Source organism: Streptomyces sp. NPDC050264, assembly GCF_040655895.1.
GTDB lineage: Bacteria > Actinomycetota > Actinomycetes > Streptomycetales > Streptomycetaceae > Streptomyces.
In genome coordinates this window covers 125,696-151,959 of record NZ_JBFAKV010000022.1, presented here as the reverse complement: position 1 = coordinate 151,959, position 26,264 = coordinate 125,696, and the positions used below count along the sequence as shown (strand labels likewise).

18 protein-coding genes and 1 pseudogene are annotated in these 26,264 nt (G+C 72.1%); 11 read left to right on the top strand and 8 right to left on the bottom strand.

The features are described from left to right. Position 1: 1 nt before the first annotated feature. From AB0J02_RS32330 to AB0J02_RS32310, 5 genes are all read right to left on the bottom strand, one after another. A complete protein-coding gene (locus AB0J02_RS32330) occupies positions 2-1,510 on the bottom strand; it encodes a Wzz/FepE/Etk N-terminal domain-containing protein (protein WP_363197377.1) in 1,509 nt (502 codons plus the stop codon). Further along, the gene (locus AB0J02_RS32325) at positions 1,507-2,874 is read right to left on the bottom strand and encodes a Wzz/FepE/Etk N-terminal domain-containing protein (RefSeq protein WP_363197376.1); all 1,368 of its coding nucleotides are present in this window, start codon (positions 2,872-2,874) and stop codon (positions 1,507-1,509) included. Before AB0J02_RS32325 ends, AB0J02_RS32330 begins: the two co-directional genes overlap by 4 nt. Beyond that, complete coding sequence (locus AB0J02_RS32320; protein ID WP_363197375.1) at positions 2,871-4,136, bottom strand: glycosyltransferase family 4 protein; 1,266 nt, start codon at positions 4,134-4,136, stop codon at positions 2,871-2,873. The genes AB0J02_RS32325 and AB0J02_RS32320 overlap by 4 nt, the downstream gene beginning before the upstream one ends. Beyond that, positions 4,126-5,442 carry a nucleotide sugar dehydrogenase gene (locus AB0J02_RS32315; protein ID WP_363197374.1) on the bottom strand — a complete coding sequence of 439 codons (1,317 nt, stop codon included), beginning with the start codon at positions 5,440-5,442 and terminating at the stop codon, positions 4,126-4,128. The genes AB0J02_RS32320 and AB0J02_RS32315 overlap by 11 nt, the downstream gene beginning before the upstream one ends. A gap of 73 nt (positions 5,443-5,515) precedes the next feature. Then, entirely contained in the window at positions 5,516-6,994 is a 1,479-nt protein-coding gene (locus AB0J02_RS32310) for a sugar transferase (RefSeq protein ID WP_363197373.1), read from the bottom strand. A gap of 596 nt (positions 6,995-7,590) precedes the next feature. Between AB0J02_RS32310 and AB0J02_RS32305 the strand changes: the two genes are divergently transcribed. Beyond that, positions 7,591-9,183, top strand: coding sequence for an amidase (locus tag AB0J02_RS32305; RefSeq protein ID WP_363197372.1), 1,593 nt, complete (start codon positions 7,591-7,593; stop codon positions 9,181-9,183). A gap of 23 nt (positions 9,184-9,206) precedes the next feature. Here AB0J02_RS32305 and AB0J02_RS32300 read toward each other — a convergent pair whose 3' ends face one another. Together AB0J02_RS32300 and AB0J02_RS32295 are read right to left on the bottom strand one after the other, a co-directional pair. Next, complete coding sequence (locus tag AB0J02_RS32300; RefSeq protein ID WP_363197371.1) at positions 9,207-10,430, bottom strand: SpoIIE family protein phosphatase; 1,224 nt, start codon at positions 10,428-10,430, stop codon at positions 9,207-9,209. Continuing rightward, the gene (locus AB0J02_RS32295; RefSeq protein ID WP_363197370.1) at positions 10,427-12,016 is read right to left on the bottom strand and encodes a CHASE3 domain-containing protein; all 1,590 of its coding nucleotides are present in this window, start codon (positions 12,014-12,016) and stop codon (positions 10,427-10,429) included. The genes AB0J02_RS32300 and AB0J02_RS32295 overlap by 4 nt, the downstream gene beginning before the upstream one ends. A 121-nt stretch (positions 12,017-12,137) precedes the next feature. On the opposite strand from AB0J02_RS32295, the gene AB0J02_RS32290 reads away from it, so the two are divergent. From AB0J02_RS32290 to AB0J02_RS32270, 5 genes are all read left to right on the top strand, one after another. Further along, positions 12,138-12,503, top strand: a complete 366-nt coding sequence (locus tag AB0J02_RS32290) for a hypothetical protein (protein WP_363197369.1) — start codon at positions 12,138-12,140, stop codon at positions 12,501-12,503. Between the two features lies 1 nt (position 12,504). Further along, positions 12,505-12,933: a response regulator gene (locus AB0J02_RS32285; RefSeq protein ID WP_363197368.1), complete on the top strand. Its 429-nt coding sequence runs from the start codon at positions 12,505-12,507 to the stop codon at positions 12,931-12,933. Between the two features lie 30 nt (positions 12,934-12,963). Next, positions 12,964-13,362 (top strand): ATP-binding protein, encoded by a 399-nt coding sequence (locus AB0J02_RS32280; protein ID WP_363197367.1) that lies wholly within the window; start codon positions 12,964-12,966, stop codon positions 13,360-13,362. A gap of 147 nt (positions 13,363-13,509) precedes the next feature. Beyond that, positions 13,510-15,201 carry a DUF4157 domain-containing protein gene (locus AB0J02_RS32275; protein WP_363197366.1) on the top strand — a complete coding sequence of 564 codons (1,692 nt, stop codon included), beginning with the start codon at positions 13,510-13,512 and terminating at the stop codon, positions 15,199-15,201. Positions 15,202-15,204: 3 nt separating this feature from the next. Continuing rightward, entirely contained in the window at positions 15,205-15,921 is a 717-nt protein-coding gene (locus AB0J02_RS32270; RefSeq protein WP_363197365.1) for a hypothetical protein, read from the top strand. 214 nt (positions 15,922-16,135) lie between these two features. Here AB0J02_RS32270 and AB0J02_RS32265 read toward each other — a convergent pair whose 3' ends face one another. After that, positions 16,136-17,482, bottom strand: a complete 1,347-nt coding sequence (locus AB0J02_RS32265; protein WP_363197364.1) for a hydrolytic protein — start codon at positions 17,480-17,482, stop codon at positions 16,136-16,138. Between the two features lie 320 nt (positions 17,483-17,802). On the opposite strand from AB0J02_RS32265, the pseudogene AB0J02_RS32260 reads away from it, so the two are divergent. From AB0J02_RS32260 to AB0J02_RS32240, 5 genes and pseudogenes are all read left to right on the top strand, one after another. Next, positions 17,803-18,423: pseudogene (locus AB0J02_RS32260) on the top strand (LuxR C-terminal-related transcriptional regulator); the annotation flags it as partial. A 165-nt stretch (positions 18,424-18,588) separates the two neighbouring features. Then, a complete protein-coding gene (locus AB0J02_RS32255; protein WP_363197363.1) occupies positions 18,589-21,768 on the top strand; it encodes a hypothetical protein in 3,180 nt (1,059 codons plus the stop codon). Continuing rightward, positions 21,765-22,469 (top strand): DUF4255 domain-containing protein, encoded by a 705-nt coding sequence (locus AB0J02_RS32250; RefSeq protein ID WP_363197362.1) that lies wholly within the window; start codon positions 21,765-21,767, stop codon positions 22,467-22,469. The genes AB0J02_RS32255 and AB0J02_RS32250 overlap by 4 nt, the downstream gene beginning before the upstream one ends. Then, positions 22,466-24,556, top strand: coding sequence for an ATP-binding protein (locus AB0J02_RS32245; RefSeq protein WP_363197361.1), 2,091 nt, complete (start codon positions 22,466-22,468; stop codon positions 24,554-24,556). The genes AB0J02_RS32250 and AB0J02_RS32245 overlap by 4 nt, the downstream gene beginning before the upstream one ends. 141 nt (positions 24,557-24,697) lie before the next feature. Next, entirely contained in the window at positions 24,698-26,257 is a 1,560-nt protein-coding gene (locus tag AB0J02_RS32240; protein ID WP_363197360.1) for a phage tail sheath family protein, read from the top strand. Positions 26,258-26,264 lie beyond the last annotated feature (7 nt).

Sequence of the window (26,264 nt, the reverse complement as noted above, 5' to 3'; positions counted from 1 at the left end):
CTTACCGCGCCTCCTGGTCGATGTCCGGCACGCGCGCCCATGACGGCCGCTCCGTCCGGCCCGTCACGTTCTCCCGGGCATGCCGCCCGTTGTGGCCGCGCAGCGCGGTGGGCAGCCCGTCCCACAGGGTGCCGTCGGTCCGGTCCCGCGGGTCGGGGTCGATCAGCACCACTCCGATCACGGCGATGAGCTGGTCGGCGAGCTGCCGCGCCACGGTGTGCAGCCATGCGGTGCTGCCGTGCCCGGCACGCACGACGAGCACCGTGCGGGTACCGAGGTCCTGGAGGCCGGTCCACGCCGTGCCGGGCGCCACCGAGCCGACGCCGAGCCGGCGCTCCTGCGGCGACAGGGCCGCGGCACGTTCGCCGCCGACCACGGCCGGGTCTCCCGGATGCGGGCGGCGGCCCGCGAGTTCCTGGCCGGGCAGGCCGTCGATGACGGTCACCGGTCCCTCGGCGGCGAGTGCCCGGGCGAGGTCGAGGGCGAGGACGCTCGTGCTGCGCGCGGAACCCAGTTCAAGGAGCGACACCGGTTCCGCGGAGCCGCGCACGGTGCGGGCCAGGGTCGCGGTGAGGCGTTCGCGGGCCGCGCGGGTCCGGCGGCGCTGCCACCGCCTGCCCGGCCGGCGGGGCAGTTCCGCGATGACCGAGGCGCCCAGGTTCGCCGCGATGTCCCGGCGCAGCACGGGGCGGTCCGCCACCACCGTGCCGACCGCGGCGGCCGCGAGCCCGAGGACGAGCCCGAGGACGAACCCGATCGCGGCGTCGGTCGCCGCGGACCTGGGCAGGGAGTGCCGCACCGCGCGCGGGGCGTCCACGATCTGGGTGCCGGCGACGACCTTGGGCGTGCCGGTGCGCGCCTCTTCGGCGCGCTGGTCGAAATCGGCGATCCGCGAGTTGAGTTCGGCCCGGCGGGCGAAGAGAGACTCGATGCTCGCCGACGCCCTCGCGTCGCTCTCCGGGGACCGGTCCCCGATCTCCTTGTTGACCTGGGCGAGTTCGTCCCGCATGCGGTCCCGCTGGTCGGCCAGGGCCTTGGACTCGGTCTTCGCGGCCTTCTGCATCCGCTGCACATGGTCCGCGACGAACGTATCGGCCAACGCCTTGGCCCGGGCCACCGCTTCCGCGTCGCTGTCGCCCGTCACATCGATCTGCATCAGGTTGTTGGTCAGGCCGGTCCCCCGGTAGTCCTGCATGAAGTCCTCCGGTTTTTCGGAGGAGTTGAGGGACCGCAGGGCCTTGTCCGCGATCTGTGTGGTCCCCAGCAGGGCGACGTCGGTGCGCATCAGCGTTCCGGTGTCGTTCGGCTGGTCGTCCGCGTGCGCGACCAGCACCTTGGTGACCGCGGCCGGTGGCGGCGGCAGCAGGACCGCCACCGCTGCGCCGGCCAGCAGCCCGAGGAGCGCCAGGGTGCACCAGATCCGGCGGCGCCTGCGCACCGCCACCACCAGCGCGTGCAGGTCGAAGAGCGGAGTGGCTGCCGACGCCTCCGGCGTCGTGCTCGTCGTCACACCGAGCCTCCCGTCGCGTGACCGGGAACGGCGAGGGCCACCGTGGCGTCGTCCGCGGGACGGTCGGCGGACGGCGTCGGACGGGCCCGGACCGGGCCTGCGACGACGACGCCGACGACGTCATGGCTGCCGTCCGCACACGCCTCGGCGATGCCGGCGAGCTCCTCGGCGGTCCGGCTGCCCGCGCCGAGGACGACCAGGGCACCGGACTCGATGCCGCGGTCCGGCACGATCGGCCGGTCCACGGAAACCTCCACCACTCTCAGCAGCGGATCGCTCGCGGCCTCGGCGACGAGCTGCCCGGCGGCCCGGTGGGCGATCTCGTCGCCGTCCGGTACGACGACCAACAGCCGCCGGGGAGCGGGCAGTTGGTCCCGGAGGCGGGCGCACACCCGCTGATAGCGGATCCGCCGGCCGGCCTCGTCGCCGGATGCCGGCGGGGCCGGTATGTCCCAGCGGGTGTCAACGCCGAGGAGTCGGCGCAGCCGGGCGCGCGGACCACGGTCCTCCGGCCGGTGCGCGCGCTGTTCGCCGGGCACGTCGACAGTGCCGAGGGGCGCCGTGCGCAGCGCCGCGGCGATCTCCGCTTCGGTGCGCAGCCGGCGGTTCACGCGTGCGGCGGCGAGATGGCCGATGACCGCGAGCAGGAGGAACAACAGCGCCCCGGCGGCGATGAGTTGCACCCTCGTGGGCGGTGCCTCGCCGGTCGGCCGGGCCGCCGGGCCCATCACGACCATGCCGGCTTTGTTGGCTGCCGGATCGGCCTGGTCCAGTTTGGTCATGGCCTCTTCCAGCGAGGTGCGCAGCTTCTCGAGATCGGTGCGGGCCTGCACGCTCTCCACGGTCCGCCCCGGATCGGCCGCGTCGGCGAGGTCGGTGATGCGGCGGTTGGTCTCCACCACCTGTTGCCGCAGCGCCTCGGTCCCGGTGGCCGCGTCGGGGTCGGTGCTGCCGCCCGCGATCCGTGCGGCGAAGCTGACGAACTCCTTGGCCACCTGGTCGGAGAGCAGCTGTGCGCGCCGCGGGGTCTCGGCCGTTCCCGAGATCTTGATGAGGTTCCCGTCGGCGGCCTTGGCGCTCACCCGGTCCCGCAGCTCGCTCGCGCTGACGCCCCGCCAGTCGAGCTGGGACGCGGCGCGGTCGACCACCGACGAACTGGTCGCGATGTCGACCTGGGTGAGCAGTTCGCGCTCTTCCCACTGTCCCGGCAACAGCACCGAGGCCGAGGCCGTGTAGCGCGGTGGAAACAGCACCGAGGCGCCGTAGCCGACGAGGGCGCCCACCACGGTGAGGACGGCGAGAAGCCGCCAGCGCCGGCGGAGCATCCGCCCGATCGTGACCAGGCGTATCGATTCGTCGCTCAAGGACGCTGCCTCCCCCGTGCCCGGGCCGGGTCGCCCGTCGGCACCGGAGTGAGGTCACGGCACGCGGCCGCGTAGGCGGCGAGCAGCGACGCCTGCGAGTTCCGCCAGGAGAGGTCCCCGCCGATCCGTTCCTCGCCGATCTTGCCCATCCGGGCCCGCTTCTCCGGGTCGTCGAGGAGCTGCGCGATGAGCCCGGCGAATGCGGACTCGTCGTTGGCGGGCGCGTAGACGGCGGCGTCACCGGCGGAGACCCGCGCCTCGCGCAGGTCGAACGAGACGATGGGCCGGCCCATCGCCATGTACTCCAGGACCTTGTTCATGGTCGACACGTCGTTGAGCGGGTTGCGCGGGTCGGGGGAAAGACACACGTCCGCGGTGGACAGGTGGCGCACGAGGTCGGCGTCCGGGATGCGCCCGGTGAACCGGACCTGCTCCGAGAGTCCGAGACGCCGGGACAGCTCCACCATCGCCTCGAAGGCGTCGCCGGAGCCGACGAACACCGCGTGCCAGTCGGTCCGCCCCAGCTCGTCGCGCAACTTCGCCAGCGCCCGCAGGGCGTAGTCGACGCCGTCCTGGGGGCCCATGACGCCGAGGTAGCACAGCAGATGGGGCTTGCCGTTCTTCAACTGCGGCTCGGGCGGCACGGGTTGGAAGCGGTCGGTCTGCGGCGCACTGCGCACCACGAAGACGTCCCCCGGCCGCTTGCCGCCACGGCGCAGCGCGACGTCCCGGTAGCTCTCGTTCGTGGCGAGCACGATGTCCGCGGCCCGGTAGGTCCGCCGCTCCAGCGCGCACACGGCGCGGTAGAGCAGATCCTCGCCGCGGCCGAACCGGGAGAGGTACAGCTCGGGCACCAGGTCGTGCTGGTCGAAGACGAACCGCGCGCCGCGCCGCTTCAGCCACAGTGCGGGCAGGAACAGCAGGTCGGGCGGATTGCAGGCGTGGACCACGTCGACCGGGCCGACCTTGCGGGCCAGCCGGACCGTGTGCCAGAGCGCCGACCCGTACTCCCGCAGATAACCGGCCGGGCCTCCGGTGGCCGCGCGCAACGGGTAGCGGTGGATCCGCACCCCGTCGATCTCCGCCTCCGCCTCCGTGTCCCGCCTGCTCCCCCGGGGACAGATGACGTCCACCGTCCAGCCCGCGTCGCGCAGCGTCGTGCACTCCTGCCACACCCGCCGGTCGAACGGCACCGACAGGTTCTCCACCAGGATCAGCGCGCGCCGGTTCGTCCCGTCGCCGCTGATTGCGCTACCAGGCAAGGCCCATGTACCCCGGTTCGGTCCGGCGCGCCTCGGCGTCGGGAAGGCGGACGAGGTCGACGATCACGGGTCTCTCACCGTGGCCCAGCGCCGCGAGGACGGCCGGGTCCCTGGTACCGACCAGGCACACCTCGGCGTGTTCGAGCACCTCGTCGACGGAGTTCGCGAGCAGCTGCGCGAGGTGCGGCAGCCGGGTCTCGATGTAGTCGCGGTTCGCGCCGATCAGCCGGGAGAGGCTCACGTTGGCGTCGTAGATCCGCAGGTCGTACCCCTTGCCGAAGAGCCGCTCCGCCAGCTCGACGAGCGGGCTCTCGCGGAGGTCGTCGGTGCCGGGTTTGAAGGAGAGGCCGAACAGGCCCACCCGGCGCTTTCCGGTGCGCTCGACCAGGTCCACCGCCCGCTGCAGATGGTCGGAGTTGGAGGGCAGCACGTGGGAGAGGATGGGCACCGAGACGTCGGCCCGGTTGGCCGCGTGGACCAGGCTGCGCAGGTCCTTGGGCAGGCAGGAGCCGCCGAAGGCGAAGCCGGGCCGCAGGTAGGCGGGGCTGATGTTCAGCTTGCGGTCGGCCAGGAAGACGTCCATCACCTGGTGCGAGTCCACACCGAGCGCCTGGCACACCGCGCCCAGCTCGTTCGCGAAGCCGATCTTGAGCCCGTGGAAGGCGTTGTCCGCGTACTTGATCGCCTCGGCCGTCGGGACCGGCACCCGGAACACCTCGCCGGGCAGACCGTCGTACAGCTCCGTCACCACGTCGCCGCTTGCCGGGTCGAGTTCGCCGATGACGGTCTTGGGCGGGTCGAAGAAGTCCCGCACGCTCGTGCCCTCGCGCAGGAACTCCGGGTTGACCGCGACCCCGAAGTCCACGCCGGCCGTGCCGCCGACGTACTTCTCCAGGATCGGTACCAGCAGGTTCATGCAGGTGCCGGGGAGCATGGTGCTGCGGAAGACAACGGTGTGCCGCCCGCCCCTTTCGGCGAGCGCGGCGCCGATCTGCTCGGCGACCCGCTCCAAGTAGGTGGTGCACAGGCTGCCGTTGGGCTCCGACGGTGTGCCCACGCAGACCAGCGACACCTCGCTGCCCATGATCGCCTCGCGGACGTCCACGGTGGCGCGTAACGCTCCGCTGCGCACGACCTCGGCGGTGAGTTCGCCGATCCGCTCCTCGACCACCGGGGCCTTTCCGTCGTTGACCAGGTCGACCTTCGCCTGGTTGACGTCCACCCCGATGACTTCGTGACCGAGGCTCGCCAGGCACGCGGCCGACACGCAGCCCACGTAGCCCAGCCCCAAGACGCTGACTCTCATGCCCTGTTCCTCCCCCAAGGCAGGCCCTTCTGGCCTGCGAACCGTGCACCGACCGTGCGACGCCCCCCGCGCATCAGTAGGCCCCCTGCCCATGGAGCACCGCGCGCAGCGTCTTCCACAAGATCACTGAGTCGAGGGCGAGCGACCAGTCCTCCACGTACCGCAGGTCGAGGCGGACGGCCTCTTCCCACGGCAGATCGCTGCGCCCGCTGATCTGCCACAGGCCGGTGAGCCCGGGCTTGACGAGCAGCCGCCGCCGGATGTCCGGGCCGTAGGCGGCGGACTCCTCCGGGAGCGGTGGCCGCGGACCGACCAGTGACATCGATCCGGTGAGTACGTTGAAAAGCTGCGGCAGCTCGTCGATCGAGTACCGGCGCAGCACTGCTCCCACCCGGGTCACCCGCGGGTCCCGGCGGAGCTTGAACAGGAGACCGGCACCCTCGTTGCGGTCGGCCAGTTCGGCGCGTGCCCCGTGAGCCCCGGTGACCATGGTGCGGAACTTGAAGATGGTGAACTCGTGGCCGTCCTTGCCGACTCGGCGCTGGCGGTAGAGCGCCCCGCCCCGGCTGTCCACCAGCACGAGCAGCCCGACGAGCACCATCAGCGGCGCGAACAGCATCAACAGGACCGCCGCGCCCAACCGGTCGACGACCCCCTTGATCGCCCGGCGGCCTCCGGTGAAGGTCGGCATGCTGACCCGCAGCAGCGGGATTCCGAGCACCGCGTCGACGTGCAGCCGCGGACCGGCCACCTCCATCAGCACGGGGGCCACGACCATCTCGGCGTCGCTGCCTTCGAGGTTCCAGGCCAGCCGCTGCAGCCGGTCCGGTGACCAGTGCGGGTCCGGTGTGACCGCGACGACCCGGTAGCCGTCGCGGCGGACGTGATTGGCGACATCCGCCAGCGGGCCGATGACCGGCACTCCGTCCAGGAGGTCACCGTCGGGCCCGAGACCGTCCGCCGTGCAGACCGCCTCCACCCGCCAGCCGAGGTGCGGGAACTTGCGGGTCCGGGTGATCAGGTCCCGCACGGTGGCCGGGCTCCCGGCAGCGAGCACCGGTCTCAGGCACTGCCCTTCCTTACGCTGCTTGTGCAGCCAGAGGCGGAGCACGTACCGCTCGGTCATGGTGACGAACGCGATCGCGGGGATCGCGACGAAGATCCACAGCTTGATGTTGCGCGAAGTGAGGGCGATCCCGCCGAGCGCGAGTACGACGGTCGCCGTGAACAGTGAGCGTCCGAGCCGGCGGAATTCCTCGGCGCCCTGGCCGAGTACGGCCGGAGCCCACGCCCTGCTCACCGCAAGCGCTCCCAGCACCAGCAGTTCGGTGCCGAAGGCGAGAATGCCCCATTTCTCGTGCCAGTTGGCCGCGTCCCTGGCCCCGAAGAAGTTGCCGATCCCCGCCACCACCAAGGCGGTGGCCACGGTGTCGCTGGTGATCACGGTACGGCGGTACCGCTGTTCCCAGTCGGTCGCCGGCTGATTGATTGCCCCGTTCGCCAGACGCTCGCGCGCCGTCGGAAAAGGGCCCACTAATCCCCCCTGCCGCACAGAAACCCCCCGGTCCCCAATGGTTCGACGTGGTCGTCAGTTTTTTTCCACGAGGGACCCCCGCCCCCCGCGCCGCGCCGTTCATCCCCCTGGAGGCCCCCCGCCTCCACGCCTGACCTTCCGGCTAGTACAGCGCTACTCGAACAACCCGCCCCGGCGGCAGCACGTTCGCACGTCCTGCCGGCTTCTGGCACCGGAGACGCAGTTGTCGGCTGTCGTCAGCACCGGCCCCATAGATCATCATTTGTCAGCCCGTGTCACAGCTTGTGAAGCAGGCTCAATGTAGACCATCGGGGCCCATCTGAAGATAGGGATGTGTGTAATTTGTGCTCAAGATTTGAAGCTGAAACCACGAATCGCTGACCGTTTGCGGAGACCTTGGTGACCAGGAGCCCTTGTGACCTGTGACAACGGGTGTCGGCGAGCGCCGCGGAGCTGGACCCCAAGTCGGTTACTGGAAGGGCAACTTGTGCCTCGGGCACCCGTCCCGCCCGGCCCGCGGCTCACCGCGTTACCTGGACTGAACGCTGTGTTCACCATCCGCGGCGGCCCCGCACCCTTGCGCCGGACGCTGCCTGTGTAGTCCGCTGACCCGCATGAGGAAGAGGAGTACTGCCGCACTGACCGCCGCCCTGGTCGCCGGGTCCCTTCTGACGGGCGTCCCGCATGCCGGTGCGCAGGCCGCCGGGAACGGCACCGACAACTCGTCGTCGCCGGCCGGGTCACGCCTCGCACCCGGGGTCGACCTGGACACCGTGACGATCCCGGAGTTGCAGGCGCGGATGGCGGACGGGGCGCTCACCTCCTCGGACCTGACCCGTGCCTACCTGCGGCGGATCGAGACCGTCGACCCCAAGATCCACGCGGTGCTGCGGACCAGCCCGACGGCCCTGCGCGAGGCCGCCGCCAGTGACGCCAGGCACCGGCGCGGCACGGCCCTCGGGCCGCTGGACGGCATCCCCGTCCTGCTCAAGGACAACGTGAACACCCGCTCCATGCCGACGACCGCCGGGTCCCTCGCGCTCGCCGGGGACCCGCCCGACACCGATGCCGTACTGGTGACCCGGCTACGGAAGGCCGGGGCCGTGATCCTCGGCAAGACCAACCTGTCCGAGTGGGCCAACTTCCGTGCCGCCAAGCCGACATCGGGGTGGTCGGCGGTGGGCGGGCAGACCAACAACCCCTATGTCCTCGACCGGAATCCATGCGGTTCCTCGGCCGGTTCGGCCGCCGCGCTCGCCGCGTCCTTGTCGCAGGTGGCGATCGGCACCGAGACCGACGGCTCCATCGTGTGCGCGGCCGGCATGAACGGCGTCGTCGGCCACAAGCCCAGCCTCGGCCTGGTCAGCCGGTCGGGCGTGGTCCCGATCTCCGCCGAGCAGGACACGGCCGGGCCCATGGCACGCAACGTGACCGACACCGCGCTCACGTTGTCGGTGCTGAGCGACGACGACGGCTCGCGCGGCGATGTCGCCCGCTCCGGCGGCCCCCAGAGCCTCCGCGGCAAGCGGATCGGGCTGTGGCGCCTGCCCTCGCTGGGACCCGAGGTGGACGCGGTGATGACCCGTACGGCGAAGAGCCTGCGCAAGGCCGGAGCCGTGGTCGTCGAGGTGACTCCCCCATACCAGGCGCGGCTCGCCGAGCTCGAATTCCCGGCGCTGCTCAGCGAGTTCCACCGGGACATCGACGCCTATCTCAGCACGCGCGAAGGGCCCCGCGACCTCGCCGAGCTGATCGAGTTCAACCGCGGCCACCACGAGGAACAGACCTGTTTCGCCGGCCAGGAGCTGTTCGAGCAGGCACTCGCCGCGCCGCCCACCACCGACCCCGGATACCGGGCCATGCGCGCCGAGTTGAAGGACCTCTCCCGGCGCTCCGTCGACGAGACCATGGCCGCCCATCACCTGGACGCCATCGCCGCGCCCACGAACCCGCCCGCCTGGACGACGGACTGCGCGCGCGGCGACAACGACGTCATCCCGTCCTCCACACCGGCGGCCGTCGCCGGATACCCGTCCCTCTCGGTACCCGCCGGGTCCGTGCACGAGCTGCCGGTCGGTCTGCTCCTGATGGCCGGTGACCACCAGGACGCGGGGCTGCTGTCCCTGGGGGCCGCGGTGGAGCACCGGCTGAAGGCCTGGCGCGCACCGCGCTATCTGCCGACGGCCGGCTCCGGCGCGCCGCGGTGACGGCGGCGAAGGACGTCCCGTCCTCAGCTCGTCCCGACCGACTGGGCCATCGGTCCGGCCGCCGGCGCCGGGAGTGGGGCGACGCCGTTCCATTCCAGGCGGAGGATGGCGAGATCATCGGTGTGGCGGTTGGCGTTGAGTTCGCGGACCTGGGTGATCAGCTCGTCGAGATGCGCGTCGGTGTCGTCCGCGGGGATCCGGTCCATCAGCCGTATGAGCCCTTCGACGCCGAGGCGCTGCGGCTCCTCCCCCTCGTGCCCCTCGACCAGACCGTCCGTGTAGATCATCAGCGCTCCGCGGTCCGGCAGGACGAGCTCGCTGGCGTGCCAGTTGGCGTGTCCCGGCGCGATGCCGAGAGCGATGCCGTGGCGTGCCGACACCTCGTGCGTCCGGCCCGCCGAGGTCAGCAGCGGTGCGTGATGCCCTGCGAGATAGAGGGTCGCGCGGCCGCCGGCCGGGTCCAGGCAGGCCAGCGTCACGGTCGCGAACAGGTCGCTCTGCGTGCGCTCGGCGACCAGCATCCGTTCGAGGAGCAGCAGCAGGTCCTGGGCGCGGTGGCCGCCCAGGGTGAGGGAGCGCCAGGCTATGCGCAGGCACACTCCGAGCGCGGCGGCGTCGGGACCGTGTCCGCTCACGTCGCCGACGATGGCGTGCAGCTGGCCGTCGGGCGTCTGCACCACGTCGAGGAAGTCGCCGCCGAGCAGGGCCCGTTCCCGGCCGGGCAGGTAGCGGCTCGTGGCCCTGATGCGGGAGGCGGAGATCATCGGCTGCGGCAGCAGGCCCCGTTCGAGGCGGGCGTTCTCCTCGGCGCGCAGCTGTCCGGCCCGGATGTCCGCGCTGGCCCGCTCGGCCTGCTTGCGGTGGACCGCGTAGCGGACGGCGCGGTGCAGCAGGTCCGGGGCGACCTGCCCCTTGACGAGGTAGTCCTGGGCGCCGGCGGCCACCGCTTCGCTGCCGGCCTTCGACTCGGCGAGACCGGTCAGGACGATGATCGCCGCATCGGGTGCGGTCTCCTGGACCGCGGCGACCGCGCCGATCCCGCTGGCGTCGGGCAGGTGCAGGTCCAGCAGGATGCAGTCCGCGGCGTGGACCGTCGGCTCGGCGCGGACCGCGGCGAGGCTGCTGCACCGGATCAGGTGGTACCGCAGTCCGGTGTCGATCAGCAGCTCCTCGACCAGGAGCGCGTCGCCGTCGTCGTCCTCGACCAGAATGATCCGGACGTGCTGCTCGGGCACGAAGGTGTTCATCTCGCGGCCGCGCCCTCGACGATGTCGGCCTGCTGCGCGGTCTCGGTGGCCGCGAGGGTGAAGACGATGCGGGTGCCCGGCTCGTGGTCCGGGTCGATGCCGATGGTTCCGCCGTGGAACTCGGTGATCTTCTTGCACATGGCGAGGCCGATTCCGCTTCCTGGGTAGGCGTCCTTGGTGTGCAGACGCTGGAAGATGACGAACACCTTCTCGGCGAACTCCGGGGCGATCCCGATGCCGTTGTCGCTGACCGCGCAGCGCCACAGGTTGCCGTCGCGGACCGCTTCGATCCTGATCTCGGGCGCCCGGTCGGCATGGCGGAACTTCACGGCGTTGGCGATCAGGTTCTGCCACAGGATGCCGAGTTGCGTACTGTCCCCGCTCACGGTGGGGAGCGGATCGCGCACGATCCGGGCCCCGGATTCCTCGATGGAGACACTCAGTGAGTCGAGCGTCTGGCTGACGACCGCCTCGAGATCGACCTCGCGGTGCTCGTTGTGGACGCGGCCCACGCGCGAGAACTCCAGGAGGTCGTTGATGAGCTTCTGCATGCGGTTCGCCCCGTCCACCGCGAACCCGATGTACTGGTCGGCCCGCTCGTCGAGCTGTCCGGCGTAGCGACGCTGCAGGAGCTGGCTGAAGCTGGACACCTTGCGCAGGGGTTCCTGCAGGTCGTGCGAGGCGACGTAGGCGAACTGCTCCAGTTCGGAGTTGGAGCGGCGCAGATCCGCCGCCTGTTCGTCGAGCCTGCGGCGGGCTTCTTCGGCGAACGCGAGCTCGTCCAGGAGTCGGCGGCGCATGGCTTCCACGTCCGCGCCGAGGCGGCGCAGGTCCGCGGGGCCGGTGGCGACGACCGGGTGCTCGAAGTTGCCGCCGGAGACCTCGCGGGCGTCGGTGCCCAGCCGGGTCAGGGGGCCGGTGACGCCCCGCCGGAGCCCTTCGAAGACCAGGACCGTGAGAAGGAGGATGACCGCGGCGATGCTGATGAGGATGCCGTCACGCAGCCGTGTCGCGCTGCGCAGGTCCTCGGTGGCTGCCAGGCGGTCGTCGCGCAGGTGGTCCTGTTGGACGACCATCGCCTTGCGCAGCGCGTCGAACGAGGTCTTGCCCTGGTTGACTCGTTGGGCGGAGATCTCGGCCGGGGCCCCGGCGGGGGCGTCGGCGACCGGCCCGGCGAAGGAGCGCTGCCAACGCCCCGCCGTGTCCACGACCTTGTCGAGGTCGGTCCGCCCCTGGCTGTCGTCCGCGACCAGTTGCCGCAGTGCGGTCACGGCGGTGCGCTGACTGGCCAGGCCCTCTTTGTAGGGTGCCAGGAAGGCGCGCTCGCCGGTGAGGCCGTAGCCGCGGATGCCCGTCTCCTGGTTGACCAGGGCCGCTTCCAGACGCACGGCGTTGGACAGCGCGGGGCTGCGTACGTCGACCAGCTCGTCGGTGATGACGGAAGTCCGGTTCAGGGCCCACAGACCCAGCCCGCCGAGGGCGGCGAGCACGACGAGGGCCGAGGTGGCGCTCACCAGCAGCCAGTGGCGCGTCGTCCAGGCACTGCGGGATATACCGGGACGCCGGCTCTTGACGTCGGTCGCCATACCGGGACGCTCCTCGAGATTCAGTCGGGGCCGCCTCCCCTTGCACGCGGCATGCATACTGTAACCGTACTTCGACAAGTCATGTTGTCGAGCAACCGGCGGTTTTCCTAGGGTGGGCGGTATGCCTGGCAAGCATTTCTCCCTGCGTGCGACCGAGGACGAGATCGCCGAGCTGACCCTTGACGCGCTCGACCACCTGGTCCGCAGGCTCACCCCTCGCGCCCTCGATCCCCGGCCCGCCGACGACGGCCACGTCACGGCACAAGCACGGGCATTGACGCGCTTGTACATGATGTTGCAGCTGAGAAGCGCCCTGGACCGCCTGGAGTACGAAGCGGCCCAGGAAGCGGTCGCAGCAGGAGCCGGTTACCCCCAACTCGGCCGAGTACTCAACATCACCCGGCAAGGTGCCAGGCACCGCTGGCCCGACCTGATCACGCACCCGTCCCACACCTCACCCGACCCGAACCCGCCCCGGAGCCCATGAGATGACCACGCCGACCCGTCCCTACGACGTCCTGCTCGTCGAGGACGACCTCGCCGACGCGATGCTGGTCCAGGACGCCCTGACCGCGCGCGGCGCCCGCAACCTGACCCGGGTCGAGGACGGTGTCGCTGCTCTGGAGTACCTGCGTGACCCGCACTCCACGCGTCCCGACCTGATCGTCCTCGACCTCAACATGCCGAGGATGAACGGGCGGGAGCTGCTGGCCGTGATCAAGGGCGACGAGGAGCTGCGCTCGATCCCGGTCGTGGTCCTCACGACCTCCGCGGCCCCGGACGATGTGACGGGCGCGTACCGGCAGTACGCCAACGCCTACGTCACCAAGCCGGTCAACCTCGACGACTTCGAGCACGCGGTCCAGAGCATCGACGCCTTCTACCTGGACACGACCACTCAGCTCCCCCGCCCCTGAGAGATCCCGGAACACACCGGAGGAGGTTTCGTGGGTGCTCCGGACGCCTCCGACACGGAGCGCTTCACCTGCTCGCAGGCGCGGACCGATACGAGCAGGGCCCTGATCCCCCTGTGCGCGGGCCTGAACGAACAGCAGGCACGCCGCCTGCGGGAGGACGCGCTCCTGATAGCCAGCGAACTCGCCTCGAACGCGTTGCGTCACGGCGGTGGCATCACACGTTTCAGCGCCCGTGTGCACGACGGCGCCCTGCTGGTCGAGGTCAGCGACCTCAGCCCGCAGGTCCCGCGGCCGGGCCCGCATGACCCCACCGTGCCCGGTGGGTTCGGCTGGATGCTGGTCAACAACCTGGCGCACACCGTCTCCGTCGAGGCACACGACGGGGGCAAGACCGTCCGCGCCGCGCTGGACGCCGCTTTCTACCGTTGAATCCGTTGGTGAGCTGCCCGGCCGAGCGGTCCGGGGCAATCCCGGACCGCTCGGCCGTCCCCGGTCTCTGCCCCCGCGATGCCTCGATCGCCCTGGAAGCGGTGGCCTGCGTGCCGTAAAGGTGTAACCACGCGACAGGAGGTGCGCATGCCGACACACGAACGGCGGGGCCGGCACGAGGACCGGGAGGACGGCCAGGACCGCGGGCCGGCCGGGCGGACGGCCGCGGAGGCAGCGCCGAGCGCCGTGTGGGCCGGGCCCGTACGGGCGCCACGGCCGGACCAGGTGGCGGCGCTCCAGCGGTCCGCGGGCAACGCGGCGGCGGCCGCCGCGGTACAGCGGTCCTCGGTGCACGCCGTTCTGCGCGGCGCGGGCAGTCCCCTGGAGGACTCGGTGCGCGGCGAGATGGAATCGCGCTTCGGCACCGGATTCGGGGACGTGCGCCTGCACACCGGGCCGGCCGCCGAGCGGTCCGCCGGCGAGATCGGGGCCCGCGCGTACACCGCGGGCAGCCATGTGGTGATCGGACGCGGGGGCGGCGACAAGCACACCCTCGCCCACGAGTTGACTCACGTCGTGCAGCAGCGCAGCGGACCGGTCTCGGGCACCGACTCGGGGCACGGTTTCGCCCTGTCGGATCCCGGCGACCGTTTCGAGCGGGCCGCCGAGGCCAACGCGCACCGGGTGATGGCGGGCCCGGCGCCGGAGGCGGGTGGCGCGGTGCAGCGGGCGCCGGGTCAGGACGGCGGGGGCGCGGGTGACCTGGACGCGGTGCAACGGGCCATGAACGCGCCGCAGTTGGAGAACGCGGTCGTGTCCCACTACACGCCGACCAAGGCCGGTACGGGCACCGCGCAGAACCTCTCGGTGCAGCGCCCGAAGAAGGTGACCGGTGACGTCAAGAAGACCGGCACGAAGGGCCGGGCCGCGGCGCCCAACCCGATCGCGGTGAAGAAGCTCCAGTTGGCCTACAAGGCGCTGGCACCCGCCAACAAGTGGAAGGTCCCCAGCGAGGCGGATGTGTGGCGGGACCTCTTCGGCGGGGCCGGTTACGACCGCGGGCACATCATGGGGCTCGAGGTCGGCGGTGAGGACATCGCGAAGAACATCGTCCCGCAGTGGTCGCTGAACCAGGGCACCGGCATGTGGCGCAACATCGAGACCGCGCTCACGAATCTCAATTCCGGCACAGTGGAGTTCGAGGTGCACTATGCGACGGCGACCGGCAACAGCCGGGCGGTGATGGTGCCGACGCGCATCGACATCTTCCACACCAGCGTCCCGAACAGCACGTACGCGGCGTGGGAGAACGAGCCCGACACGAACGACCTGATCCGTGCGGGCGAGGACCCGAGCGACCTGTTCGACTTCTACGAACAGACCATGGGTCAGTTGGGATACACGGCGGGCAAGCAGCTGTCGGACACAGAGATGCACGACTTCGCCCTGCTGGCGCTGGGTGGCGACCGGGCCGACATGCTGTCCCAGATCGACTATCACGACACGGTCGCCCAGGGAGGCCAGCCGGGTGCCAGTACCGCGAGCACCCACGCGGCGGGCATGACCCGCAGCACCGTGCCGGCGGACCGCCGCAGGAAGCGGATCGAGCAGTACATCGGCGCGGGCCTGGTCACCAAGACCGGTACCGGCGACCAGGCCGTCTACACCCTGGGCGACGTCCCCTCGCCGGCACCCGACAGCGATTCGAGTTCCAGCAGCAGTTCGGACACCGAGATGTCCGACGGGTCCCAGTCGGGCAAGCCGTTCCTCAGCATCTCCTTCGACTCGCAGAGCAGTGGCGACGAGTACCAGGACGACCCGATGTCGACGTCCCCCTGAGGCATGACGCGCGATATCCCGGACCCCGGGAACCCGGCACCACCGGACGCCGAGGCCGTCGAGGGCGCCGCGGCCCATCTGCTGGCGCTCTACGAGGGGGGTGCGTCGGCCGCCGGGGCGGCCCAACTCGCCGTGTGGCGGGCCGCTCCGGCCTTCACCGCGCTGGAGGTCACCCTCACCGAACTCGGCCGCTCGCGCCGGCGCCGGGTGCGGGCGGAGATCAGCGCCTTCGGTGAGACCAAGAGCGCGGCCGCCTGGGCCGACGACCCCCGCTTCCAGGTCACGGCGCAGAGCCTGGTCCAGCGCATCGCGTCCGGCATGCGGGTCACCGACGCCCTGACGCTCCCCGTCACCAGGAGCCGCAAGCCCGAGGAACGGGCCTCCCTGCAAGTGCAGTTGCTGGCGCTGCTGCGCACGGGAGACGTGGCTGTGGCGGAGGCCCGCGAGCTGTTGGGGATTCCCGGCTCGACCCTGACGTCGTGGATGCGGGGCAATCCCGCCTTCAGGGCCGCTGTCGCCCAGGCCACCGGAGAGGGGACGGCCAGGGCGCAGCAGGCCGTGCTGGACCGGATCCGGATGGGGTCGACGCTGGCGGGGGCGGCGCAGCGCACCGGCATTCCGCCGGGTCGCATCAGCTCCTGGCGCCGCGACGACGCGGGGTTCGCCCGGCGCCTCGACGCGGCGTTCACCGGCCGTGCCGACGGGCGCCGTCCGGGCTGACCTTCAGAGGTAACGCCTGGAATCAGCCAAATTTCCGTCGGGCATGCATGCCCCGCCATCCCGCCACAGCCGGGTATTTGAACGATCACACTGGAACATAGGGCAAGAAAGGGGACGCCTGCGGACTACGTGCAGGGTCCACTTTCCGGACGCGCGGTGACTGCCTCGTTTTGCACCGCGCCCCCTCTCGCCGACGATGTCTGTGACGCCTGGTTCACCGGGTGCTGCTGAGCACACCACTCACGTTGAGCACCTCGTGGCATTCCTGCGCACGTCGACCCGTGGCGGGAGTGCCCGGCTTCGCGCAGGTCACCTGGGCCGTCACCGTGTCGTTCTCGGTGATTGTGATGGGGGTGACCCAGTGGTAGTCCTGATTGCGGAATGTCTCGAGCGCGATCGTAGTGATCTTGCGCTCGCCGAAGTTGATGGTCAAGACCCCCTCGTCGCCCTGGAAGTTGGCGACGACGATGTCGGTGATCCCGAACGCCTTGCCCGCGGGCACCGTGTACGTGCCGGTCTTGTTCGCACCGCCCGCCGTCTGCAGGTCGATGGTGGCCGAGCTCTGCTGCCCACCGGCGCTCCCGGTGCCCGTCCCGGTCCCGGTGCCGGTGCCCGTCCCGTTGCCCGATCCGTCACCTCCGGTGCCCGGCTGGGCGCTCGAACCACCACCGCCGGGCTGCTGGCCGGTGCCCCCCGTGCCCTGCCCGTCCGGACTGCCCGGCGTCGGCCTCGGCTGGACGACCTCGTCGGCCGCCTCCTTGGCCGTGCTGCGCACCGCGGGCCGCACCAGGGTGAACCAGGCGAGCACCAGCGCGAGGAGCGCGGCGAGCACCGCGAGCAGCCACTTCGGGAAGATGGGTATCTGGACGAACTCGGCGTCCAAGGGCGCCCGGACGTCGAGCGCCGCGGCGGGTTCCCGCTGTTCGGCGGCCTCGCCGGTCTCCGCGACGGCGATGGTGAAGGGCCACACCACGGGGCTGCCGAACCACACCGGCTTACCGATGCGGACCCGCAGGCCCACCTCGGCGGACTCGCCCGGCTCCAGCTTCTGCACCGTCGGGCGGAACGCGAACCCCAGCTCCTCCCCCGGCTGGCCGGGCGTGAAGCCCAGCTGCACCGGGCAGTTGCCCTCGTTGCGCAGCGCCAGCCGGTAGCGACCGCGCAGCCAGCCGCGGCGGCGGCGCGGCGCGATCTCGGTGCGCAGCTGCCGGAACTCCTCGACGCGCACGGTGGTTTCGGGCACCCGGACCGCTTCGGGGTGCTCGGTGGGCAGGATGCGCACGGCGAGCGGCAGCTCACCTGCCCGTACCTCCGGGGAGCGCGGCGGCTCGAGCCGGATCGTCACCGTCTCGGAGGTGCCGGGGTAGAGCGAGAGACGCTCCGGTTCCACGGTCGCCCAGGCAGCGCAGTCGCCGACGACCTCCAGTTGGTACGCCTCGACGATGTCGCTGTCGTTACGGACCGTCAGGCTGGTGGATGCGGTGCCGCCGGGCGTCACTGACACCTCGGGGATGTCGAGGCCGGGCGCACCGGGACTGGGAGAGGCTGCTGGAGACGTCACGCGGCGACGTTATGCCACGGCCCCGCTCCCTTGGAGAGGCGTGAGGGCAAGGCGCCGGGCAGCCGCGGTGCCCCGGGCAGCTCCCACCGGCTTCCTCCACGGCGGCTTCAGCCGGGCCGCACCGGCCTCGTTCAACTGCCGTGCCCCGCCCGCCTGTTCCCCACCCATCAGCACCGCACCGCACTGTGGCGCGATCCGCCCTTGCCCCCACACGCTGCAAAGAACAGGTATCGAACATGACCTGCCCCCAGGCAAGCACTCCCGCCTCCTCCTTACGCGCGGGCACCGTCCGCTGGACCGCGCCCGTCGAACGGTCCGAGCGCGTGTCCGTGGCCGTATACGCACCTGATCCCGTCCTCTACGTAGGTGTGGTGCAGCAGTTGCGCCAGCGCCCCGAGATAGACCTGGCCGACGACGCCGAGGCCGACGCGGCACAGGTGTCGCTGGTGGTCGTCGACACCGTGGACGACGAGACCACCGCCCTGCTGAACCGGCTGCGGCACAACTCCGGTACCCGTACGGGGCTCGTGGTCGGCACGTTCGAGTCGGGGGACGCGCTGCAGCGTGCCATCGACTCGGGGGTCGCGGCGGTGCTGCGGCGCGCCGAGGCCGACCAGGACCGGTTGCTGCGCCTCGTCCTCGCGATAGCCAACGGCGAGGGCATGCTGCCGGGCGATCTGCTCGCCAAGCTGCTCAGCCACGTGGGCAGCCTCCAGCGCTCCACGCTCGACCCGCGGGCCACGTCACTGTCGACGCTGACCTCCCGGGAGGCGGAGATGCTGCGCCTCGTGTCGGAGGGTCTGGACACCGCCGAGATCGCCCGCAAGACGGCGTACTCCGAACGCACCGTCAAGAACGTGCTGCACGAGATCATCACCCGCCTGCAGTTGCGCAACCGTGCCCACGCGGTCGGTTACGCGCTGCGCAACGGCCTGATCTGACGTTCCTTCGGGTGGCCGGGCGGCCGCGGCACCGCCCGGCCACTGCCCGAACACCCACCCACGGTTTCCCCCGGGTGCGTCCCGCCGGCCCTGCTCCGCGGGGCCGGCGACACCCAGGATGGCAGGCGTATGTGCGAAGACGGTTTTCGACGGGTGAGGTGGACCGTGGCAGGCACGGATGGATCCGGCGGTCGACGGCACCGCGCGGGGCGTATCGGCACGGCGCTGCTGCTGCTCGTCCCGCTGTTCGCGGTGACCGCGGCGGCGGGGCCCGGCGACACGGGGACCACGGCGGCCGCGGCCGACACGGCCGGTACCCGGATCGCGTACGCCGGGACCCGGCACCACAGTCTGGGCCGGGTGGCCACCACCACGTCCAGTACCCCGCTGTTCGGTGAGGGTGCCGCCCACGCCGATGTGCAACCGTCTGCGCTGGGCGACCAGTTGGTGTTCGCGAGCCGCCGTGACGAGAAGAACCCGCAGGTGTATCTGCGGGCCGCCGACGGGTCGGTGCGCAAGCTGACCAGCGGCCGTGACGCCGCGCACCCGCGGCTGACACCGGACGGGCAGTCGGTCGTCTTCGACTCGGCCGAGCCCGCCGCGACCGGCGGCGGGACCCAGCGCGACCTGTGGCTCGTACGCACCGACGGGACCGGGCTGACCCGGCTCACCGACACGCCCGCGAACGAGGAGCACCCGACGCTCTCGCCGGACGGGCAGCGGCTCGCCTACTCCGGTGACGGCGATCTCGCGGCCGGACAGCAGATCTATGTACGGCCCTTGCAGGGCGGCACGGCCCAGCGCGTCACCGATCCGGCGGACGGCACGGCGAGCGAGCCCGCCTGGAACCCCGTGGACGACGACGAGAACCGCGACATCATCGCCTACACGGCGACCGGTACGGATGGTCCCCGGCTGCGGTGGACGGCCGGCAGCGGAGGCGGCGGCGGTCCGCTGCTGTCCGGGGCGCAGGCCGACTGGCGGACCCACGGGGCAACGTGGCTGCCCGACGGGGACGGTCTGCTCTTCCTCAGCCCGAACCGCACGTGCACGTGCGAGGGCGACTGGGACCACGTCTTCCGGGTGACCGCGCACTCCGAGGCGACGCCCGACCTGGTGCTGAGCGAGGACCGCGAGGTCACCTCGGTCGCCTGGCTCGGTCCGCTCGACGGCGGCACCGCCGTCGTGGACCGCACGTCCGCGGCGGGCCCGCACGTGGTGACCCTCCAGGACATCCGGTCGGACGGCTCCGACCCGCGGGACCTCAATCTGACGATCCTCAACGAGGACCCGGCGGCGGACACCAACACCGATCCGGCCAAGGACCCGCTGTTCCAGCCGGCGGCCGGATACGACCCGTGGACCGAGCGGCAGAACTACACGCCCGACGGCCGCCAGATCGTGCTGACCCGCTTCGAGGGCGCGAGCACCGCGCGCGTCGAGCGGATCTGGCTGGCCGACGCCGACGGTACGAACGAGAAGTACATGAAGCTCGACGGGCGGGGGGACAAGGACTGGGACACCGATCCGACGTTCTCGCCCGACGGCAAGTCGCTGGCGTTCACGCGGACGTCGCCCGGTGGCGTCGGCGAAGCGGCCGGGCCGAGCCGCGTCCTGATCGCGGACGTCGCCACCGGGGCGCTGAAGGGCGAGATCACCCCGCCCGCGGGGCAGGCGACCGGCGGCGACGCGCAGCCCACCTGGTCCTCCGACGGCACCACCCTGGCGTTCACCCGCAACGCGGTGATCGGCGGGGGCGGCGGCAACAAGCACATCTGGACCGTGCCGGTGGACCACCTCGACCAGCAGCGGGACCTGAGCGCCGCGAACTGCCCCGGCGCCTGTGAGGTCATCGACGACAGCCCCGCGTTCTCGCCGGACGGGACGACCATCGCCTTCAACCGGAAGAACGGCGCCGGCCGCACCGACCAGCGCAACGGCATCCTGCTCACCTCGGCGGACGGCGACGACTGCCGCGTGCTGCTGCCCGCCGCCGCGCGCGGGCTGCCCGGCGCGTGCGGCCGCGAGCTGCCGGACACGACGGCGACCGGCCCGTTCCAGCCGCGCGACGCCGCGTGGACGGCCGACGGCAAGAGCCTCGTGATCAGCTCCCGCAGCGAACTGGCCGTCGACAGCCCCGAGAAGCTGCACCAGGTCGATGTCGAATCGGGCGCGATGACCCCGCTCACCACCGATCTGCCGGGGCGGCAGAAAGAGCCGAGCGTGCAGCAGTCCGTGGACCTCGCGGTGCAGGCGCCGGACACCTCGGGAGGCATCGTCGTCGGCCGCACCGGCACGGTCGAGGTCGACGTCGTCAACCACGGGCCCGCCGCGTCGCCCGGCACCCGGCTGACCGTCGCCCCGCCCACGGGCGTCACCGTCACCGGCCTGACGGCGCCCGGCGCCTCCTGCGACCCGGCCGCGCTCACCTGCGATCTCGGCGTGGTGCCGCCCGACAGCACCGTCCCGGTGACCGTGACCCTCACCGGGGTCACCCCCGGCAGCCAGCCGGTCGACTGGTCGGTCACCGGCGCCGTCATCGACCCGAACCCCGGCGACAACACCGACCGGACCGTCGTGCCGGTGCGCGAGGCGCCCACGCCGCCCGACCCGTCGCCCAGCCCGACCCCGCCCACCACGACACCGACCACGCCGACCTCGCCTCCCAAGCCGCCGCCCGCCGAACCGCCCGCGCCGAAGGCCGGTCCCGGTGTGCGCGTCACGGCACAGCCGAACCCGGGCTACGTGGGCGGCCGCGTCGTCGTCACCTACACCGTCAGCAACGGCCGCAACGCGCTGGCCACCGGCCTGCGACTGCGCCTCGGGCTGCCCACCGGCATCCCGAACAACGGGCCGCCCGCGGGCTGTGACACCAACTGGGTGTGCGCCCTGCCCGATCTGGCACAGGGCGCGCGCGCCAAGGTCCAGGTGGTACTCACCCCGAAGAAGGCCCTCACCGCGCAGGTCACCGGCGTCCTGACGACGACCGGCACGGACGCCGACCTCGGCGACAACTCCGCACGGCAGCGGCTGAAGATCCTCCAGCCGAAGATCGTCGCGGTGCCGCCGATCGGCAAGCCCGGCTTCGTGACCTCGGTGCGCGGCAAGGACTTCCCGCCGGGCGTGCCGGTCCGGTTCAAGTGGAAGCCCGGCATCACCGCCGCGGCGGCGCCGACGGTGCCCCTGGTCGACGGCACGTTCATCGGGCAGCTGCTGATCCTCACCAAGGACCAGACGGGTCCGCGGACCATCACCGCGAGCGGCGCCGGCTTCTCCCCGGTGAAGACGGACTTCCTGGTGGTCAACGGGAGTGTGCAGCCCCCGGACGAGGTGACCCGCCGGTGATCCACGAGGTCGACGAGGGGCTGCGCCGGCTGCTCGACGGGGCCGGGCTCGCGGCGTCCGGCGTCGAGGTGGTCTTCGACGCGCCGACCCGCGACTGGGCCGCCCGCCGCAGCGCCCCCACCGTCTGCGTGTTCCTGTACGACATCCGCGAGGACAACACGCGGCGCGGCAGCAGCAGCGGCGAGATCTACGACGAGGACGGCTTCGTCGTCGCGCGGCGCTCCCCCGCCCGCTGGTTCGAGCTGACGTATCTGGTCACGGCGTGGGCGAGCCGGCCGCAGGACGAGCACCGGCTGCTGTCCCAGGTGCTCGCGTGTCTCCTGTCCACCGACACCCTGGGGCCGGAGCTGCTGACCGGTTCGCTCGCCGAACTCGGCCTGACCGTCGGCCTGGACGCGGGCGGCACCGGCCTCGACGCGCCGGCCGCCTCCGACGTGTGGTCCGCGCTCGGCGGGGAGCTGAAGCCGTCGCTCGGGGTGCGGGTGCGCGCGCCGCTCGCGGGGATCAGCCGGGCCGTGGCGCCGCCGGTCACCGAGGGGCTCCTCGTCCGCGCCGTGCCGCAGTCCGGCCCGGACGCCGTCGAGGCCGCACGCCGCCTGCGCTACACCGAGGTGAGCGATCCGGGTCAGGAGGGCTTCGGGGGCTCGCGGGACCGGCACCCGCAGCCCGCGCGCCGACGACGAGGAGACCGCCAGCCGTGACGTACACCGTGGAACCCACCGCACCTTCCGGCACGGAACGGACGACGCCTTTCCTGTTCCGTCGGCTGCGGTCGGTGGAGGAGCGGGTGCGGCAGGCCGTGGCGGTCCGGCGCGCGGGCGACCCCGATCCCGACGACCCCTATCGCGGGCAGTACCTCACGCCCGACGCGGTCGCCCGCATCGTCGACGGGCCCGCCGGCCCCGCCGTGCCCCCGCTCCCGGCCGAGGAACCTCCGCCGGGCTCGGTCCTCGCCCTTCTCGTACGGGACTTCGGGCTGACGCCGCTCGACGTGGACCTGCTGCTGATCGCGCTGGCGCCGGACCTGGACGCGCGGTTCGAGCGGCTCTACGGCTACCTCAACGACGATCTGACGCGCCGTCGCCCGACGGTCGGTCTCGCCCTCGAACTGTGCGGGCACACCGGACTGACGGACGGCCGGTTCCGGCTCGCGCCCGGGGCCCCGCTCGTCGCGGGCGGTCTGCTGGAGGTCACAGACCCCGAACGCCCGCCGCTCTCCCGCGTGTTGACCGTGCCGGACCGGGTCACCGCGCACCTGCTCGGCAGTTCCGTGCCCGACGCGCGCCTGACCGCGGTGCTCGGCGAGGACACGGTCGACCCGACCGTCGACGCCGCGCAGGTCGAGTGGGCTGCCGCGGCGGCCGCCAGCGGCACCGGCCATGTGCACCTGCGGACTCGCGGCGGTTCCCCGGAGGGCCTGGCCGGCGCCGCCCTGCGCGCGTCCGGGCACCGCCCGCTGGTCCTGGACGCGGCGGCGCTCTCCCGGCGCCCGGGTGACCTGCCCGAGCTGGCCGGGACCGCTGCCCGCGAGGCGCGCCTGACCGGCGCGGGGATCGTCGTCGGCCCGCTGGAGGAGCTGCCCGACAAGCCGTCCGAACGGGCCCACGCACTGCGCACGCTGAGTACGGCGATGACCGGCATCCCGCTGTTCACCTACGGCGCGGACGGCTGGGACCCTGCGTGGGCGGCCCGGACACCCGTGGTGCTGACGGTGGCCGGCGCCTCCCCCGAACAGCAGGCCGCGCGGTGGCGGTACGCGCTGGAGGCCGCCGCCGGCGAGGGCGCACCCGCGGCGGACGTCGACGTGCTCGCCCGGTCGGTGGCCGCGCACCGCCTGGACTCCGGGCAGTTGCGGCGCGCGGCCGAGGCGGCGGTGCGCACGGCCGCGCTGGCCGCGCGCCCGCTGGGGCCGGACGATCTGCGGGCCGCCGTACGGGCACAGAACAGCGCGGGCCTGGCGCGGCTCGCCCGCCGGGTGGAGCCCGCCGTGGGCTGGGACGACCTGGTGCTGCCGCCCCCGACCCGCCGGGGACTGCGCGAACTCGCCGTGCGCGCCCGCCACCGCGACCAGGTCCTCGGCGGCTGGGGCATGCGGCCGGGCGGCGGCCGGGGGCGCGGGGTGATCGCCCTGTTCGCCGGGGAGTCCGGCACCGGCAAGACGATGTCCGCCGAGGTGGTCGCCGCCGATCTGGGCATGGATCTGTACGTGGTGGACCTGTCCACGGTCGTCGACAAGTACATCGGGGAGACCGAGAAGAACCTGGAGCGCATCTTCACGGAGGCGTCGGCGGTCAACGCGGTGCTGCTGTTCGACGAGGCCGACGCGATCTTCGGGAAGCGCTCCGAGGTGAAGGACTCACGCGACAAGCACGCCAACATCGAGTCGGCCTACCTGCTCCAGCGCATGGAGTCGTTCGACGGCATCGCGGTGCTGACCACCAACCTGCGGGCCAACCTGGACGAGGCGTTCACCCGGCGCCTCGATGTGGTGGCCGACTTCCCGGTGCCCGACGAGGCACAGCGCCTGGCCCTGTGGGAGCGGTGTCTGGGCGACCGGCTGCCGCGCGCCGACGACCTGGATCTCGCGTTCTGCGCGGCCCGCTTCGAGCTGGCGGGCGGCTCGATCCGGTCCTGCGCGGTGACCGCCGCGTATCTGTCGGCCGAGTCCGGCACACGTCTGACGATGGGCCAGGTGGTGGGGGCGGTCGCCCAGGAGTACCGCAAGCTCGGCCGCCTCGTTCTGGAAGCCGAGTTCGGCCCGTACCTGGCGCAGGTCACCGGCACGTGAGCCTGCACGCGGGGACCGGTCCCGGCGTCCGCGCGGGCAGGGTGATTGCCCCCGGGCAGGCCCGATGTCCTCTGCCGCCGGGGCGGGCCGGCCGAAAGGCTGGGGAGCGACCCGGACCGCAGGACCCGTGAAGGAGCGAGCATGCCGACGTACCTCACCCCAGGTGTGTATGTGGAGGAGGTGCAGTCCGGTGCTCGTCCCATCGAAGGGGTCGGCACCGCCGTCGCCGCGTTCGTCGGCTTCGCCGAGGACGGACCGTTCCACGCACCGACTCTGGTGACCAGCTGGGACCAGTACACCCGGCAGTTCGGCGGCTTCACCCGCGGCACGTATCTGCCGCACTCGGTGTACGGCTACTTCGCCAACGGCGGCGGCGCCGCGTACATCGTGCGCATCGGCGGCTCCGCCGACGACACCTCGGCGCCGGCCGTGAACGGTGCCGCGCGGCAGAACCACGCGGTGGCGCGGACGGTCGAGCTGGGCGGCTTCCTCGTCGCGGCGCGGCCGGGCGTGAGCGGCGTGTCGGTGGAGATCGCCGAGGCCGACGGGGAGAACCCGCCGGAGGACCGCTTCAAGGTGCTGGTCCGCCAGGGCGACCAGGTCGCCGAGACCTACGAGGCCTCCACCCGCAAGAACGTCAAGGGCTACCTGCTCAGCCAGGCCCGCGCCTCGAAGCTGATCGAGGTCACCGAGCAGCGCGGCGCGAGCCAGAGCAAGCCCGCCGCGCAGACGGTGGCGGTGCCGGACGCGCCGGCGGCTCCCGCCCCCGCCGCCTCGGGTGAAGTGGCGCGGCTCGACCCGGCCGAGTACGTCGGTGACGCGGACGCCCGGACCGGTTTCTCGGGTCTGGAGACGATCGACGAGATCACGATGGTCGCCGTCCCCGACCTGATGAGTGCCTTCGAGCGCGGCGACATCGACGCCGAGGGCGTCCGCACCGTGCAGCTCGCCGTCATCTCGCACTGCGAGCAGATGGGCGACCGCGTCGCCGTCCTCGACACGCCGCCCGGTCTCTCCGCGCAGCAGGTCCGCACCTGGCGCAACGACGAGGCGGGGTACGACTCCCGCTACGCCACCCTCTACTACCCGTGGGTGCGGGTCTTCGACCCGACGGCCGGGCACAACACGACGGTCCCGCCGAGCGGTCACGTCGCCGGTGTGTGGGCGCGCAGCGACGCCGAGCGCGGCGTGCACAAGGCGCCCGCCAACGAGGTCATCCGCGGCGCCGTCGACCTGGAGCTGCGGCTCAGCAAGGGCGAGCAGGACCTGCTCAACCCGATCGGCGTGAACTGCGTACGCGCCTTCCCCGGCCGCGGCATCCGGATCTGGGGTGCCCGCACCCTCTCCTCGGACCCGGCCTGGCGCTACCTGAACGTGCGCCGCCTCTTCAACTACCTGGAGGAGTCCATCCTCCTGGGCACCCAGTGGGTGGTGTTCGAGCCGAACGACGACCGCCTGTGGTCGAGCATCCGCCGCAACGTCAGCGCGTTCCTCACCGAGGAGTGGCGCCGGGGAGCGCTGTTCGGGCAGACCGCCACGGAGGCGTTCTACGTGAAGTGCGACCGCGACAACAACCCGCAGGAGTCCATCGACCAGGGCCGCGTGGTCTGCGAGATCGGTGTGTCGCCCGTGAAGCCCGCCGAGTTCGTGGTGTTCCGGCTCGCCCAGTTCTCCGACAGCACCAGCCTCGTCGACGAGTGACTCCGGC

Coding starts and splice junctions, on each gene's coding strand:
- AB0J02_RS32315 (WP_363197374.1), bottom strand. CDS start 5,442: ATGAGAGTCAGCGTCTTGGGGCTGGGCTACGTGGGCTGCGTGTCGGCC.
- AB0J02_RS32305 (WP_363197372.1), top strand. CDS start 7,591: ATGAGGAAGAGGAGTACTGCCGCACTGACCGCCGCCCTGGTCGCCGGG.
- AB0J02_RS32300 (WP_363197371.1), bottom strand. CDS start 10,430: ATGAACACCTTCGTGCCCGAGCAGCACGTCCGGATCATTCTGGTCGAG.
- AB0J02_RS32295 (WP_363197370.1), bottom strand. CDS start 12,016: ATGGCGACCGACGTCAAGAGCCGGCGTCCCGGTATATCCCGCAGTGCC.
- AB0J02_RS32290 (WP_363197369.1), top strand. CDS start 12,138: ATGCCTGGCAAGCATTTCTCCCTGCGTGCGACCGAGGACGAGATCGCC.
- AB0J02_RS32285 (WP_363197368.1), top strand. CDS start 12,505: ATGACCACGCCGACCCGTCCCTACGACGTCCTGCTCGTCGAGGACGAC.
- AB0J02_RS32275 (WP_363197366.1), top strand. CDS start 13,510: ATGCCGACACACGAACGGCGGGGCCGGCACGAGGACCGGGAGGACGGC.
- AB0J02_RS32270 (WP_363197365.1), top strand. CDS start 15,205: ATGACGCGCGATATCCCGGACCCCGGGAACCCGGCACCACCGGACGCC.
- AB0J02_RS32240 (WP_363197360.1), top strand. CDS start 24,698: ATGCCGACGTACCTCACCCCAGGTGTGTATGTGGAGGAGGTGCAGTCC.